Annotated in this window: 12 protein-coding genes; 8 read left to right on the top strand and 4 right to left on the bottom strand. The window is 59.5% G+C overall.

Annotation, left to right across the window (positions count from 1 at the left end; translation table 11 throughout):
- The first annotated feature begins 187 nt into the window (after nucleotides 1-187).
- The gene (locus G9Q84_RS18135; RefSeq protein ID WP_181640264.1) at nucleotides 188-601 is read left to right on the top strand and encodes a hypothetical protein; all 414 of its coding nucleotides are present in this window, start codon (nucleotides 188-190) and stop codon (nucleotides 599-601) included.
- A gap of 113 nt (nucleotides 602-714) precedes the next feature.
- On the opposite strand, the gene gabP is transcribed toward G9Q84_RS18135, so the two are convergent.
- Nucleotides 715-2,106, bottom strand: a complete 1,392-nt coding sequence (gene gabP, locus G9Q84_RS18140) for a GABA permease (protein ID WP_095186161.1) — start codon at nucleotides 2,104-2,106, stop codon at nucleotides 715-717.
- 554 nt (nucleotides 2,107-2,660) lie between these two features.
- Between gabP and G9Q84_RS18145 the strand changes: the two genes are divergently transcribed.
- From G9Q84_RS18145 to G9Q84_RS18165, 5 genes are all read left to right on the top strand, one after another.
- Nucleotides 2,661-3,434, top strand: coding sequence for an ABC transporter ATP-binding protein (locus G9Q84_RS18145; RefSeq protein ID WP_065925764.1), 774 nt, complete (start codon nucleotides 2,661-2,663; stop codon nucleotides 3,432-3,434).
- A 13-nt stretch (nucleotides 3,435-3,447) separates the two neighbouring features.
- On the top strand, nucleotides 3,448-4,200 hold the full coding sequence (locus G9Q84_RS18150) for an ABC transporter substrate-binding protein (protein WP_181643814.1): 753 nt from the start codon (nucleotides 3,448-3,450) through the stop codon (nucleotides 4,198-4,200).
- 74 nt (nucleotides 4,201-4,274) lie between these two features.
- On the top strand, nucleotides 4,275-4,967 hold the full coding sequence (locus G9Q84_RS18155) for an ABC transporter permease (protein WP_181643815.1): 693 nt from the start codon (nucleotides 4,275-4,277) through the stop codon (nucleotides 4,965-4,967).
- A complete protein-coding gene (locus G9Q84_RS18160) occupies nucleotides 4,967-5,656 on the top strand; it encodes an ABC transporter permease (protein ID WP_032890091.1) in 690 nt (229 codons plus the stop codon). The genes G9Q84_RS18155 and G9Q84_RS18160 overlap by 1 nt, the downstream gene beginning before the upstream one ends.
- Entirely contained in the window at nucleotides 5,637-6,824 is a 1,188-nt protein-coding gene (locus tag G9Q84_RS18165; RefSeq protein WP_181643816.1) for a methyltransferase, read from the top strand. Before G9Q84_RS18160 ends, G9Q84_RS18165 begins: the two co-directional genes overlap by 20 nt.
- 241 nt (nucleotides 6,825-7,065) lie before the next feature.
- Here G9Q84_RS18165 and bcsQ read toward each other — a convergent pair whose 3' ends face one another.
- Entirely contained in the window at nucleotides 7,066-8,025 is a 960-nt protein-coding gene (bcsQ, locus tag G9Q84_RS18170) for a cellulose biosynthesis protein BcsQ (RefSeq protein WP_181643817.1), read from the bottom strand.
- 267 nt (nucleotides 8,026-8,292) lie between these two features.
- On the opposite strand from bcsQ, the gene lapG reads away from it, so the two are divergent.
- Nucleotides 8,293-9,009, top strand: a complete 717-nt coding sequence (gene lapG / locus G9Q84_RS18175; RefSeq protein ID WP_032890085.1) for a cysteine protease LapG — start codon at nucleotides 8,293-8,295, stop codon at nucleotides 9,007-9,009.
- Nucleotides 9,010-9,020: 11 nt separating this feature from the next.
- Nucleotides 9,021-10,979, top strand: coding sequence for a cyclic di-GMP receptor LapD (gene lapD / locus G9Q84_RS18180; protein ID WP_032890083.1), 1,959 nt, complete (start codon nucleotides 9,021-9,023; stop codon nucleotides 10,977-10,979).
- A gap of 40 nt (nucleotides 10,980-11,019) precedes the next feature.
- On the opposite strand, the gene G9Q84_RS18185 is transcribed toward lapD, so the two are convergent.
- Both G9Q84_RS18185 and G9Q84_RS18190 read right to left on the bottom strand, forming a co-directional pair.
- On the bottom strand, nucleotides 11,020-11,358 hold the full coding sequence (locus G9Q84_RS18185; protein ID WP_032890080.1) for a hypothetical protein: 339 nt from the start codon (nucleotides 11,356-11,358) through the stop codon (nucleotides 11,020-11,022).
- 124 nt (nucleotides 11,359-11,482) lie between these two features.
- On the bottom strand, nucleotides 11,483-15,487 hold a 4,005-nt coding region (locus tag G9Q84_RS18190), incomplete at its 5' end, for a beta strand repeat-containing protein (RefSeq protein ID WP_181643818.1).

The raw sequence follows: 15,487 nt of genomic DNA on the forward strand, positions 1-15,487 counted from the left end.
TTGCGAAGGCACCAGCTTATGCGCCTACTGGCGCAGGGTCGACCCGTACTACCCGTTCACAACAACCGCAGAAGCCATGAACGTGAACGACGCGCCAACGCCGCCAATTCTGAGGATGCCCTTGGGATTTCCTCCAACCTGCGCTTCAATACCCCACCCAGATCCAGAACCTTAGGATGTCGAGCCCATGGCTTCGCCGAACAAGCAGCAAAAACGTGCCCAGCGGGCAAAGACCAAGGCTAAGCAAAACCGCACTCAGCGCGCCGTAGCGACCAAGCCGGATGCGTTTGCAGGCGATGACAGTCGCATTGACCTAGAGTCGGTCGATTTGACTGAGCTGTTTGAGGAGATGCGCGTCGCTGGCGAGACCAGCCAACAGGCTTTGTGCGCGGCATTCCTGGCCCACCCGCTGCTGGCGCTGGTGCTGGAACAGGAAGGTGAAGAAGAAGCCACCGACTTCATCCTGGCAGCGCTGATCGAATATCGGCAGTGGGCCACGGACAGCGACGATGAAGCCGCCGCACTGGCGTGGGTCGAGTCGCCGCAGTTCCAGGCGGATTACGTCGCCGCATCCCAGGCGCTGGCGACTTCCCAGGACTGACGCAAAACAAAATGTAAGAGGGGGCTTGCCCCCGACAGCGTGTTTTCAGTCAATTAGATGTCGACTGACGCACCGCTATCGGGAGCAAGCCCCCTCCCACATGGGGACTGCGGTCAGTTAAGCACCGCAGCGCCTGCTCTCTGCGCCTTGCGACGGCTCGACACAAACAACCCCGCCGCCACCACCAGCAAGCTTAGAACGCCGGTCGCGATAATCTCGACCCGGTGCGCTTCCTGGAACAGCATGATCGTCAGCGTCCCCACGATAAACACCATCACCGCGTAGGTCAGGCCAGGGAACAGCCACATCTTGAAGACGATTTTCTCGCCCGCCGCCGTACGCTTCTGACGCATGCGCAGTTGCGACACAGCGATAACGAGGTACACCAGCAACGCGATGGCGCCGGAGCTGGCCAGCAGGAATTCGAACACAGCTGCCGGCGCCACATAGTTGGCAAAGACCGCCAGGAACGCAGCACCGGTAGACAGCAACACAGCCCAGTAAGGCGTGCCGCTCTTATTAGTGCGCTTGGCCACTGCCGGAGCGTCACCGCGACGGCCCAGGGAGAACAGCATGCGCGACGCGGTGTACAGCGCCGAGTTCAGGCAGCTCGTCACGGCAACCAGCACCACCAGATCGACGATCAGCTTGGCATTCGGGATGCCCATGCGTTCCAGCACGGTCTGGTAGGAACCTACCGCCGCCAGTGTCGGATCGTTCCACGGCACCAGGGACACGACGATGAAAATCGACAACAGGTAGAACAAACCAATCCGCCAGATCACCGAGTTGGTGGCCTTGGTGATTTGCTGGCCTGGGTTCTTCGATTCCGCCGCGGCGATGGTGACGATCTCGGTACCCATGAACGAGAACATGGTGGTCAGGATGGCCGCCAGTACTGCGCCCATGCCGTTGGGCATAAAGCCTTGGGTGTCGAACAGGTGCGAAACGCCGCTGACCTGGCTGGTCGGCAGGAAGCCGAAAATCGCCGCCAAGCCGAGGATCACAAAACCCACGATCGCTACGACTTTGATCAGCGCAAACCAAAACTCGAACTCACCGTAGTTCTTCACGCTGAACAGATTGGTCGCGGTCAGCAGCAACGTGATGATCAGCGTGAAGGCCCAGATGGCCACATCAGGGAACCAAGCGTGGAGGATGGTCGCAGCAGCGTTGGCTTCCAACGGAATCACCAACACCCAGAACCACCAGTACAGCCAGCCAATGGTGAAACCGGCCCAGTGACCAATCGCACGGTCGGCGTAGGTGGAAAACGAACCGGTGTCCGGCGAGGCAACGGCCATTTCGGCCAGCATGCGCATCACCAATACCACCAGCGTACCCGCAGCGGCATACGCCAGCAGTACGGCCGGGCCGGCGGCAGCAATCGCGTGGCCGGAGCCAACAAACAAACCGGCACCAATAACGCCGGCAATCGACAGCATGGTGACGTGACGCGGTTTGAGCCCCTGTTCGAGGTCATTGGAGCTTTGCGTACTACTCATTGACACACCTTTGCGAGGAATTGCGAAAACGGTCCACCCGGCCTGGTGTCTTCTTCGTGAAAAGAAACCAACAGGGCGTTCTTTATTTTTTACGCAAGATTTGCGCCAAAATGTTACGAAGTCGCAATTGACGCGGGCTGTAGGACGATTCGACAGTCGTCGCAAGTCATTGAGAACAATGGCATTCCGCTATAGCGTTACCGTGCGACTCACATTCAAGACGAACAAGCGCACCAAAAACACACACAAAAAGTACGTGACGCGCCATAAAGGGGCCGATGGGTACCGTTTGCCCGTTTAACCCTTCCAACACCCGGCCAAAGCTGGCACCATCGCGCCCTTTTTTACGCAAAGCCTGCGGTTTATCGGGTTCAAACGGTTGTTCGGTTGTTGAGGGCGCGACACGCTGCTGTGCCGATGCGACACCCTGCCGCACACGCCCCATTTACCGCCGGCCACGCTGTTGGCTGCCATCAAGACGCTATGCTAGCTTGGCGCCTCGCCAGGAAGGCGGCCCAACAGCAGGAATGCAATGAACACAATGAGGACCGCACATGGCCGAGGCCACGCCCGCGCTTGAAATCCGCAACTTGCACAAACGCTATGGTGAGCTGGAGGTACTCAAAGGTATCTCGCTGACCGCTCGCGACGGCGATGTGATCTCGATCCTGGGTTCCTCCGGTTCCGGCAAGTCCACGTTCCTACGCTGCATCAACCTGCTGGAAAACCCACACCAGGGCCAGATCCTGGTGGCCGGCGAAGAACTCAAGCTCAAGGCCGCGAAAAACGGCGAACTGATGGCCGCCGACGGCAAGCAGATCAACCGGTTGCGCAGCGAAATCGGTTTTGTATTTCAAAACTTTAACCTGTGGCCACACATGAGCATCCTCGACAACATCATCGAGGCCCCCCGCCGTGTGCTCGGCCAGAGCAAGGCCGAGGCAATAGAAGTGGCCGAGGCCCTGCTGGACAAGGTCGGCATCGCCGACAAGCGCCACGCCTACCCCGCGCAATTGTCCGGCGGCCAGCAACAACGGGCAGCCATCGCGCGTACCCTGGCGATGCAGCCCAAAGTCATCCTGTTCGACGAACCCACTTCTGCCCTTGACCCGGAAATGGTTCAGGAAGTACTTAATGTGATCCGCGCGCTGGCCGAAGAGGGCCGCACCATGCTGCTGGTCACCCATGAAATGGGCTTCGCCCGCCAAGTTTCCAGTGAAGTGGTGTTCCTCCACCAAGGCCTGATCGAAGAGCAAGGATCGCCACAGCAGGTGTTTGAAAACCCGCTTTCGGCGCGCTGCAAACAATTCATGTCCAGCAACCGCTAACGGAGCAACATGCATGCAGAACTATAAAAAATTCCTTCTGGCCGCGGCCGTATCGATGGCGTTCAGCGCCACGGCCTTGGCAGAAACCTTGAAGATGGGGATCGAAGCGGCTTACCCACCTTTCAACAATAAAGACGCCAGCGGCAACGTCGTCGGCTTCGACAAAGACATCGGCGATGCCCTGTGCGCCAAGATGAAAGTCGAAAAGTGCGAAGTGTATGTGTCCGACTGGGACGGCATTATCCCGGCCCTGAACGCCAAGAAGTTCGACTTCCTGGTGTCCTCACTGTCCATCACCGATGAACGCAAGCAAGCCGTCGACTTCACTGACCCGTACTACTCCAACAAGCTGCAGTTCATCGCACCTAAAGCCACTGCGGACTTCAAAACTGACGCCGAGTACCTGAAGGGCAAAGTCATCGGTGCACAGCGTGCAACCCTGGCCGGTACCTATCTGGAAGACAAGCTGCCGAACACCGAAGCCAAGCTGTACGACACCCAGGAAAACGCCTACCTCGACCTGACGTCCGGCCGCCTCGACGGCATCCTCGCCGACAAGTACGTGCAGTACGAATGGCTCAAGAGCAAAGACGGTTCCGCCTACGAGTTCAAGGGCGACCCGGTTGTAGAAAGCGACAAGATCGGTATCGCCGTGCGCAAGGGCGACCCACTGCGCGAGCGCCTGAACAAAGCCCTGGCAGAGATCAAGGCAGACGGCACCTACAAGAAGATCAACGACAAGTACTTCCCGTTCAGCATCGAATGACCTGAACGGTCTGCCCGACGCGCTCACTTGAGCGCGTCGGCTTCCAGCAATGCCTGCCGCGATATGAAAACACCATGAATTTCGATCTCTACGGATTCGGCCCCGCGCTCGCCGCCGGCGCGCTGATGACCGTCAAACTGGCGCTCACGGCGTTATGCCTGGGGCTGGTACTCGGCCTCGCCGGTGCCTTGGCCAAGACTTCACCGTACAAGCCGCTGCAATGGCTGGGCGGTACCTACTCGACAATCGTTCGCGGCGTGCCGGAACTGCTGTGGGTGTTACTGATTTACTTCGGCACGATCAACGCCATGCGCTCACTGGGTGAGTTGCTCGACATTTCCGACCTGTCCCTCAGCGCCTTCGCCGCCGGCGTCATTGCGCTGGGGCTGTGTTTCGGTGCCTACGCCACCGAAGTACTGCGCGGCGCAATCATCTCCATCCCCAAGGGCCACCGCGAAGCCGGTGTGGCACTGGGCCTGTCGAAGTTCCGGATCTTTACCCGCTTGATCATGCCGCAGATGTGGCGCATCGCCCTGCCGGGGCTGGGCAATCTGTTCCTGATCCTGATGAAAGACACCGCGCTGGTCACGGTCATTGGCCTCGAAGAAATCATGCGTCACGCGCAAATCGCCGTCACCGTCACCAAACAGCCTTTCACCTTCTACCTGGTCGCCGCGTTCATTTACCTGGGCCTGACTTCACTGTCGATGGTGGCTATGCACTTCCTGGAAAAACGCGCCGCCCGCGGCTTCGTGAGGACGACGTAATGGAATGGGAAGTCATCATCAAGTGGCTGCCGAAGTTTATCCAGGGCGCCATCCTGACCCTGGAACTGGTGAGCATTGCCGTGATCCTCGGGTTGATCCTGGCCATCCCGCTGGGTATCGCGCGCTCATCCAAGCGCTGGTATGTGCGCTCACTGCCCTACGCCTACATCTTTTTCTTCCGTGGCACGCCGCTGCTGGTGCAGTTGTTTCTGGTCTATTACGGCCTGGCCCAATTCGACAGCATCCGCTCAAGCTTCATGTGGAAGTACCTGCGCGACCCGTTCTGGTGTGCCACCGCCACCATGACACTGCACACCGCAGCCTATATCGCCGAGATCCTGCGCGGCGCAATTCAGGCCATTCCACCTGGGGAAATTGAAGCAGCCCGAGCGCTGGGCATGTCCAAGCCCAAAACGCTGTTCTATATCATCCTGCCCCGCGCGGCGCGCATCGGTTTGCCGGCCTATAGCAACGAAGTGATCCTGATGCTCAAGGCCAGTTCACTGGCGAGCACCGTGACCCTGCTGGAACTGACCGGCATGGCCCGCACGATCATTGCGCGCAACTACCTGACGGTGGAAATGTTCTTCACCGCCGGTGTGTTCTACCTATTGATCTCCTTCCTGCTGGTACGCGGCTTCAAACTGCTGGAACGCTGGCTGCGCGTCGATGCCTGCCAGGGACGTTGAAGCGCGCTTCCGGGCGCTGGATGCGTTTCTGATCGAGCATCAAGGGCTGTGGCGACCACGGCCCTTTACTCAGCGCCAGTTGCCTTGGGAAAACGAACACCCCGAACTGGCCCAGTGGCTGCGCCAACGCTCGTTGGCCGATGCCGAAGCCAATCACAACCAGCCCCATGGCCTGCTCGCCCCCGCACCTTTTCCACAGTTCGCATCGCAGGCGCTGCAACTCAGCACTGTGGATAAGTTACCAACGCAGCCCTTGCAACCCGCCGCGCACCGCCTGAATGTCGATGTGCCCGGCCGCAAATGGCAACAGATCGAAGCCTTCGGCGCGGCGCTGCAGTTTGCGCAAACACCCCGGCATTGGTTGGACTGGTGCGCCGGCAAAGGCCACCTTGGCCGCCGCCTGCTGCACACAGGCCAGCAGCTGACCTGCCTGGAATACGACCCGGCCTTGATCGCTTCGGGCCAAGCCTTGAGCGAGCACCACGGCCTGCCCGTCACCCATCGTCTGCAAGACGTGATGGCGGATGTAGCCATAAGCGCCGAACACACCCCCGTGGCCCTGCATGCCTGCGGCGACCTGCATGTACGCCTGCTGCAAGTGGCCAGCGCCGCCGGCTGCAAGCAACTGGCACTGGCGCCGTGCTGCTATAACCGCATCCAGGGGAATACCTACCAGCCGCTGTCCGACGCGGGCCGCGCTTCCACCTTGTTGTTGTCGGTCGACGACCTCGGCCTGCCCCTCAGCGAAACCGTCACCGCCGGCAAACGCGTGCGCCTGCAACGGGACACCTCCATGGCCCGGCGCCTCGGCTTCGATCAATTGCAACGCCTGTTACGCGGCTGCGACGAGTACCTGCCTACCCCGTCCCTGCCCACCCACTGGCTGGACAAACCCTTCGCTGACTACTGCCGCGAACTGGCACGCCTCAAAGGGTTATCCACAAGCGAACAAGACTGGGCGGCGTTGGAGGCCCATGGTTGGCAGCGCTTGGCCGAGGTCAGGAACCTGGAGTTGGTGCGTGGTCTGTTTCGGCGCCCGCTGGAGTTATGGCTGGTGCTGGATCGGGCACTGTTTCTCAGCGAACGTGGCTACAGGGTTGAGGTCGGCAGCTTTTGCGACCCGGCGTTAACGCCGCGCAACTTGATGGTGCTCGCCGAGCGCGATTAAAGGGCGAAATTGTCGCACCCCAACCTGTGGATAACTCTGTTGATGAATTCGTTACAGACCCTGTAGCGCTCTACGCTGCAGACCAAAAGCCACGCTGTTCATTTTTTGTTCACACAATAAAACGCACGTAAAACAGGCAGTTGCGCTGTGTTGAGAACCGCTCCACAAAATGGCTGTTTCATCACAACTGCATCCAACCGATTGTGCATAAGCATCTGGAGGTAAGCGTATAAACCGCGCTTTAAACGCGTTTTCTGCGAGCGATCAATAACCGGCAAAGGTCGGTGATATCGTCACCGGCCAGGCTCGTCGCCGTGTTGTCCAAAGGGTCCGTAGAAAAGGCCAAGCCTTCGCTGATCGCCGGATCACGGTGCACGACTTCCAGAGGGTACTCACCTCGGCGCAACTTGAAGGCGTCGAGCATTTCCAGGTTGAACGTCGAGTTTTCGTCCAGTTGGTTGATCACCAAGTGGCAACGCGGTGGACGCTCACGCTCAAGATGAGGCGCCAGCAATTCATCCAATTGGTCCAGGGTGCCGAGGCAAGCGGCATTCGGTTGGGCGACGACCAGCACGATGTCAGCCACGCTCAGTGCTTGATGGAGATAAACGTTGTCACCTGCGGGGGTATCGACGATGACTGTGTGCCGTTCACTCAGCCCCAATGCCGACAGGCGTTGGGTCAGCCACTTCGGCTCGCGGGCCAACCAGCGTTGCAGGTTTTCCTTTTGCTGGGTGTCGGTGTCGCCAAAGGGAATCACCTGGCAACCGGCAAAACCCGATTGCAGGATGGTCCTCCATGGCGCGTTGAGCAGACTACTGCGACCCACACCGGGTAGCTCATGATCAACACCAAAGTGCTGGCGCAAAGCATTCTGGGGATCCAGGTCCAATGCCACGACCGACTCACCCAGGCGCTGCAAACCGCTGCTCAGTGCCGTGGCCAGCGTACTGCGGCCAACACCACCATTGATGGACACCAGCGCCACTACCGTCGGGCGTAGCGTGGTCAGTGGCTCATTGTGATGATGTTCATTGGCGTGGGACGCATGAGTACTCATGCGCGAGCCATCTTTATGGTTCACCCGAGTGCCATCGTCGAAGGGAACGCTGCCGAAAAAATGCAGGCGAGCGTTTCTTCCCTTGGGATCACGGGAAACGCTCTTGCCGAACAGGGCAAATAGATCATCAGTGCGGCTCATGGCCGGAGCTCCTTCACGGCGCCATATAAAGACGTGAAAAGGTCGGCAAGGTATGGCTTCGCCGCAGGTCTTTTTGTAGGCGTTCTCATGGCTTCATTCTGTGACAGCGTTAAAGAAGTGTCATTATTTTGATGAAATTACCACCGTCCTTTCAGACGAGCGGAAAACAGCCAATTTACTGACGGACTTTTACTACAATTCACTGGCAGTGATTTCATCGTGCCATTGTTTTTTACCCGCTATCACCGCACCATTGCCGCACCTTCAATGCTGCAAGCTTGGGTAATCGCAGTGGCGATACGCTTTAAATTCCCTCGAATTCTGTACGGCCTCGCCATCACGCTGTTGCTGGGTGGCGGCCTGCTGGGCGATTTGCTCGCCGACTGGGATTTCAGCCAAATCAGCCGCCGCGCCGAGTCGCTTTACGGGCCACTGGGCCCCGGGCGTCAGCGCATTGATGCATGGCAGCAATTGCTGTCAACGCAGAAGCAAGTGGGTGAGGCCGAGCAGCTCAAAGTGGTGAATCTGTTCTTCAACCGCCAGTTGCGCTACGAGGAAGACATCGACCTGTGGCACGAGATTGATTATTGGGCGACCCCTATTCAGTCCCTGTGGAAAGGCGCAGGCGACTGCGAAGACTACGCCATCGCCAAGTACTTCAGCCTGCGTCACTTGGGCGTCCCCGCCGAAAAACTGCGCATTACCTACGTTAAAGCGTTACGCCAGAATCGCGCGCACATGGTGCTGACGTACTATGCCAGCCCCGAAGCCATGCCCTTGGTACTGGACAGCCTGATGGACGCCATTTTGCCCGCCAGCCAGCGCGCGGATTTGCTGCCGGTGTACGCGTTCAACGGTGAAGGGCTGTGGTTGACCGGCGCGGCGGGCAACAAAAAAGTCGGTGACACCAAGCGCCTGTCACGTTGGCAGGATGTCTTGAAAAAAATGACCGCTGAAGGGTTTCCGGCCAGTTCGGATAATTAACAGGAGCTACGATGTCACTGTTCAAACAATTGCTGATCGCTATCTGCGTGTTCCTGGTGGTCGCGTTCAGCGGTAGCTTCTTCGTCAGCCTTGAGAGTTCGCGTACCCAGTACGTCAACCAACTGCGCTCCCACGCGCAGGACGCGGCCACGGCGCTGGCCCTGTCGTTGACGCCGAACATCGATGACCCGGCGATGACCGAACTGATGGTCAGCTCGATCTTTGACAGTGGCTACTACGCAAGCATCCGTGTGGTGGACCTGAGCAACGACCAGGTACTGGTGGAGCGTGCCGCCGAGCCGGATGCCAGCAGCGTTCCGGCTTGGTTCGTGAAGATGATCGGCCTCGCGCCGGCTGGCGGCGATGCCATTGTCAGCCGTGGCTGGCAGCAGGCGGCGCGGGTTGAGGTGGTCAGTCACCCGATGTTTGCCCTGGCCAAACTCTGGCAAAGCGCGCTCGGCAGCCTGGGTTGGCTGTTGATCTGCGGCGCCGCGAGTGCAGTGCTGGGCGCGCTGTTGCTGCGTCGCCAGCTGAAACCGTTGGACTATATGGTCGAGCAGTCCCACGCCATCGCCCGTCGTGAGTTCCTCAGCTTGCCCGACCTGCCCCGCACCCCGGAATTACGCCGCGTGGTGCAGGCCATGAACCAGATGGTGGAGAAACTCAAGGCACTGTTCCACGAGCAGACCGAACGCAGCGAGAAGCTGCGGGTGGAGTCCTACCAGGACAGCCTGACCGGCCTGGCGAACCGTCGTTATTTCGAGATGCAGTTGCAATCGAGGGTCAGCAACATGGAGGAGTCCAGTTCAGGCTACCTGCTGATGTTGCGGGTCAACGACCTGGGCGGCCTCAATCAGCGTCTGGGCGGGCAACGCACCGACCAGTTGCTGCAAGCCGTCAGCCAACAACTGGTGCGTACCTGTGCCAAATACCCGGAAACCAATAACCTGATCACCCGCAGCCGGGGTGGCGAGTTCGCCGTGCTCGCGCCAGGCTTGGTGCGCGATGAAGCTGTGCAGTTGGCCCAGGAACTGGAAACCACCTTGCAAAGCCTGCACGAAACCGGCGCCACCGACATGCCCACCGTGGCCCACATCGGCCTGGCCCCTTACAACCCCGGCGACGCTTCGGCAGACCTGCTGATGCTGGCTGACCAAGCACTCACCCAGGCCGAAGCCAACAGCCTGCAAAGCTGGGTCTGCCTGTCACATCAAACCCTCGACACCGTCAGTGACGACCCGCACAGTTGGCACACCCTGCTCGACAATGCGCTGAGCCAGGGTCGCTTCCGCCTGTTCTTCCAGCCGGTGGTGAGCAGCAGCGATACCCGCCAGGTCCTGCATTACAAAGTGCTGTCGCGCTTGCTCGACAATCAGGACCAGACCATCGCCGCCGGGCATTTCCTACCGTGGCTGGAGCGCTTCGGTTGGACCGCGCGGCTCGACCAGGTAATGCTCGATCTAGTGATCAAACACTTGGGCCAGCACAACCAATCGGTCGCGCTGAACCTGTCGGCGGCTACCCTGAACGACCCGCAAGCCCTGGAGCACATGTTCGAGCGCCTGTCACAACACCCGTTGCTGGGCGAGCGCCTGACCCTGGAAATCGGCGAGGAGCAAGTCCCTGAACAGGCACAACTGGAACGCCTGATCCGGCGCATGCGCGGTCTGGGCTACAGCCTTGGCCTGCAACGCTTCGGCGGGCGCTTCAGCATGATCGGTAACCTCGCGCATCTGGGCCTGGCCTACCTCAAGATCGACGGCAGTTACATCCGCGACATTGACCAGGAAAGCCACAAGCGCTTCTTTATCGAGGCCATCCAGCGAGCGGCCCACAGCATTGATCTGCCGCTAATTGCCGAGCGCGTGGAAACCGAGGGTGAGTTGCGGGTGATCCGCGAGATGGGGATTGAAGGGGTGCAAGGCCAACTGGTCGGTGAACCGGCGCCCTGGAAGTGGAGCACAGAATAATCACGCCTCCTTGACGATTAAGCCGTGAAGGAGGTGCGCGTCAAATCAGGCCGGTTTCATCATCATTGATCAGCTCACTCAAACCGCCCAGCGCCGCCCGGGCCTGGGTGCGTTCCAGGAACTTGGTCTGCGCCGCCGGCGGCAAGTCGGTGATGCTCATTACGTTCTTGGTGATCAGCACCTGAATCAAGTCGTCCAGTACGCGGATCATCTCAAGGTCACTGCTCTTGAGCTGCTTGAGGCTGGTCTCGATCTCATCGTCGGCAAACCACGCCTGGATCTCGTGATGGTCAGCCGGTAGCGTCTCAGTGGCTTCAGCGAAGGCCTGCGCCTCGACACGCACCAAAGCGTTGTATTGATCGCGTAGCACGTAGAACATCAGTCCTCTCCCAATAAAAAATCCCTGCAGGCGCCGCACACGGCTCCCACAGAGATTACACACATTTCGCCGAAGCGGATGCCATGGGGGCGCCAATCCCTAAAGATTGCCGCCCCCATGGTGATCAGTCGTGGTGCTTGACGGTCAAGTCGCCACCGGCGATCAGGCTATTGATCGCGGCGGAACCCGAGCCCCAACTGGCGCCATCCACTTTGATCGTGACATCAGCCGTGCCGCCACTGGTGCCAGTGAACGACCCGGTGCTGCTCACGCTCAGCGTCGAGTTGCCCGACGAATCGGTGGTCAGCCTCAGGTAGCTCGACAAGTTGGTGTCGTTATTGCCTTGCAGCAGGTCGGACAGGTCCAGCTTGTCGCCTTCACCGTGTTTGAAGTCAGTGATGCGATCAAAGCCACCGTTGGTGTTGGTGTCGCCTTTGAGCCACACAAAGGTATCGGCACCCGCGCCGCCGGTGAGGATGTCGTTGCCCTTGCCGCCCACCAGGATGTCATTGCCTGCGCCGCCGGAGAGCGTGTCGTTACCGCCCTGGCCGAACAGGATGTCATCGCCGGCGTTGCCGATCAGGGTGTCGCCGCCATCGTTGGTGCCGTAGATGTTCGACGCGTTGGCCAAAGCACCGACGTCCTGCACATGCTCAGTGATGTACTGATGCAAGGTGCGGTCGTCGATCTGATCGACCGTGGTCGCCAGCTTCTCGGCAGCGAATGCCTTGAGTGCCGCGCTGCCTTCCTGGCCTTTGTAGCTGATCAGGTCGCCGAAGATGATGTCGTTGCCCGAACCGCCGGAAACGTTGTCGGCACCGGTATCGGCGGTGTGGCCGGTAATGGTGTCCGCCAGCTTCGCGGTGTCGATCGTGCTGACCGTTTTGTCGGTATCGAAGTACTTCTGCAACATGTCCTTGTCGACGCTGCTGCCCAGGCCGATGGCCTGAACCTCAACCCCGCCCTTGACCGCAGTGATCAACGCCGCGTAAGCGTCTTTGGCCGCTTCCAACGGATAGTCGTAGTAGTAGCTGCTGTTGCCGACAGCCCCCGCCACGTCGAAACCACCGCGGCCGTCGGACACGACATAACCTTCAAAGGTCTTGGTGCCGGACGAGTTGTACGAATAGACCTTGCCTTCGCTGTCAACGATGACCTGGGTCTTGCCGTAGATCGTTGCGGTGACCTCAGTGGACTGGCCCAGGGTGTAGTTTTTACTATTGACCTTGCTGTCGAAGTAAACCGTATCGCCGTAGCGGCTGGTCGCCCCAAGAGTAGGGTTGCTGTACGTGTAGTTGTAGACGTTCGGCGCACCGTCGGTAATGAAGTACGTCAGGTTCTTCGCACTGGCGTTGCTGGTCGCTTCAGAGCTCTTGAACCAGGCCGTCGCAGTGTTGAAGGCGTCCTGGTAGTTGGTCACGTCAGTCGAGTTGGAGCTCATGTTGTTCAACACAGCCTGCAACGCATCCTTGGCAGCCGCCTGGTCAGCCAGGTTGACCGACACTTGCGATTCGACCTTGGTATCGAAGTCCACCAGCAACACTTTCACCACACCCGAACCGGTCAACTTGGCGTTGGCGATCAGGGTATCGAAGATGGTCGACAACTGGGACTTGATCGAGGTCATCGCGCTCGAGCCGATACTGCCCGAGGTGTCAACGATGAACGCGATGTTGTAGTTGGTGCCCGGGGTGGTGATGCCACCTTTGTCGCCAATCACGATGTTGTGGGTCGAGGTGGAGCCAAGGTCGATGGTATCCACCGCAGCGCCGCCTTCCGTAACAGGGGTGTAGACCTGAGGCTTGACCGTGATGGTGGTCGTTGCCGCCAACGAACTCAGGCTGTTGCCACCCTCATTGTCAGTCACCGCGACATCAATGATGCGGTCGCCCAGCGTCGGGTACTTGCTGGTGCTGGAGTACTGGAACGACTCAAGCAGCGTCTTGTAGGTCGCCGCATCCGCCACGCCCGACAGGGTCAGCACGATCTTGCCGCTGACGTCAGTCCCGACGCTGGTCACGGTGATGCCTTTGTAGGTACCACCCACCGCTACCAGACTGGAGCTCAGCACATCGCCCGAACTGGCGTTTTTCAGGGTGATGGTCGCACTTTGCATCTGCGTGCTGTCGACGTCGCCAATGGCCACGCTGCCGGTAATCGCCACACCCGTGGTGCTGCGTTCGGTGTACGCGGTGTTGTAGCCGGTGGCGACAGCGCCGTCAGCCGTGCTCAGGTCCAGGGTTGGGGCATCGTTGACCGCAGTGATCACGATGCTCACTTTGCCGGTCGTCACCGCCGAAGCGCCAGTGCTCAGCTCCGTGGCCGTGGCTTTCACGGTGAGGTCGAAGCTGGCGGTCGAATCCTTGAGCGGCGTAACGGTCAGGGTTTTCAGGTTCCAGGTGCTGACATCGTAGAGCGTGCCGCTGCCGTTCGACGTGATGCTGTGCCCAGTGTTGCCGTCGGTAATCACGGTGCCGGCTGGCAAGCCGCTGATTTCCACCTTGTGCGACTCCGAGCCGTCGTTGTCGACAAACGTGGTAGTGATCGGGCTGACCTTGATCGCGGTGTCTTCCAGACCACGGTTGTAGACGTAGCCAGTGTAATAACCTTCGCCGTTGACGATATGGCTATCGCCGAGCACCGCACCGGCGGCTTTCAACGCGTCCACGCTGGTGTAGGTCTGCAGGCCGCTGTTGCCCAGGGACATCGACACGCCGTTGTTGATCGACACATTGACGTCGTAGTTGCCCGCGCCTGCCTGGTTGTAGTGGTAGATATCCAGGGTGTAGTAGCCCGACTCGGTCGGGGTGTAGCTCGACCCGGTAATCGCGCTGCCCTTGCTCCACGTCTCGGTGGCAACCAACTTGCCGCCCACGGTGATTGCCAGGCTGTCGTCGGCCGTACCTGTGAAGGTGTAGCTCTTGCCGGCTTCCAGGTAAATCAAGCCGGAGACTTTGGTCGCGGTACCGTCTGCCACATTGCTGTTGCTGACGCTGCTGGTCACGCCGGTGGTGACGGCGCTGGCAGCGGTCTTGGCGTCGATCACACGGATCAGATCGCTGGAATTGACCACACCGTTACCGTTGGTCCCCAGATCAGTGCGCAGAGTGCCGCCAGTCCAGGTTTGAATGACCAAGCCTGTAGGAACAGCGCCGAACGCGCCAACCGTCACAACCGGCACATCCGCCACCGGGTGGATATCCACGGTGATGACCTTGGTGTCGCTGTAGGAATTGCCGTCGGTAGCCTGGAATTGCAGCTGGGTGTAATCGGTCTGCTTGTTGCCCACACCTGTGCCCACGAAGGTGTTGTCACCCGATTCGTTGGCTGCCGGGGTGTAACGCACGTTGTGGCCGTCGAAGTCCGCCTGGCTGAACGACTTACCGGCAGAGGTATCGGTTTTCAGATCAGTCGCGCTGAGTTTGACCCACGCGCCGTTGGAGTAGTACTCGATGGAACCGGCAGGCAGGCTGGTGAACACCACTTTCGGGTTTGTGGAGTCCTCATCGCTGACGCCGAAGGTCGCCCAGGTCAATTCGATCGGGGTGTCTTCGTCGCCCTGGATGTAGCCGTTGCTGGCGATCGGAGTGTCGTCGACCAACGTCACGGTCGGCTGACCAGTGCTGTGTGAGTTGGCGCCGTCAGCGTCAGTGACGGTCAGGTCAATCTTCGGCAACTGATGACCGGAGTTGACGTAGTCCGCGCCCTTCTGCGTCAGCACAACGTTAGTGCCAGACAGGGTGTAGTAACCCTGAGTATTGGTGCCGGTGGTGAAGGTGACTTTCAGGCTGGCAGTAGGCGTTTCTTCGTCGGTAGCAACGAAGCTACCGGCGACGGTGCCGACTTTGGCGCTGTTCTCAACAATGGTGGTAGCAGCCACGGTGATAACCGGGATGTCGTTGACCAAAGTAACGACCGGCTGAGCATCGCTGTGCGAAGTGGCGTTGTCGGCGTCGGTGACGGTCAGGTCAATTTTCGGCAGTTGATTACCGGCGTTGACGAAGTCCGCGCCCTTCTGCGTCAGCACAACGTTAGTGCCAGACAGGGTGTAGTAACCCTGAGTATTGGTGCCGGTGGTGAAGGTGACTTTCAGGCTGGCAGTAGGCGTTTCTTCGTCGGTAGCAACGAA

The sequence above is a fragment of the Pseudomonas sivasensis genome, assembly GCF_013778505.1.
GTDB lineage: Bacteria > Pseudomonadota > Gammaproteobacteria > Pseudomonadales > Pseudomonadaceae > Aquipseudomonas > Aquipseudomonas sivasensis.

Coding starts and splice junctions, on each gene's coding strand:
- G9Q84_RS18135 (WP_181640264.1), top strand. CDS start 188: ATGGCTTCGCCGAACAAGCAGCAAAAACGTGCCCAGCGGGCAAAGACC.
- gabP (WP_095186161.1), bottom strand. CDS start 2,106: ATGAGTAGTACGCAAAGCTCCAATGACCTCGAACAGGGGCTCAAACCG.
- G9Q84_RS18145 (WP_065925764.1), top strand. CDS start 2,661: ATGGCCGAGGCCACGCCCGCGCTTGAAATCCGCAACTTGCACAAACGC.
- G9Q84_RS18150 (WP_181643814.1), top strand. CDS start 3,448: ATGCAGAACTATAAAAAATTCCTTCTGGCCGCGGCCGTATCGATGGCG.
- G9Q84_RS18155 (WP_181643815.1), top strand. CDS start 4,275: ATGAATTTCGATCTCTACGGATTCGGCCCCGCGCTCGCCGCCGGCGCG.
- G9Q84_RS18160 (WP_032890091.1), top strand. CDS start 4,967: ATGGAATGGGAAGTCATCATCAAGTGGCTGCCGAAGTTTATCCAGGGC.
- G9Q84_RS18165 (WP_181643816.1), top strand. CDS start 5,637: ATGCCTGCCAGGGACGTTGAAGCGCGCTTCCGGGCGCTGGATGCGTTT.
- bcsQ (WP_181643817.1), bottom strand. CDS start 8,025: ATGAGCCGCACTGATGATCTATTTGCCCTGTTCGGCAAGAGCGTTTCC.
- lapG (WP_032890085.1), top strand. CDS start 8,293: ATGCTGCAAGCTTGGGTAATCGCAGTGGCGATACGCTTTAAATTCCCT.
- lapD (WP_032890083.1), top strand. CDS start 9,021: ATGTCACTGTTCAAACAATTGCTGATCGCTATCTGCGTGTTCCTGGTG.
- G9Q84_RS18185 (WP_032890080.1), bottom strand. CDS start 11,358: ATGTTCTACGTGCTACGCGATCAATACAACGCTTTGGTGCGTGTCGAG.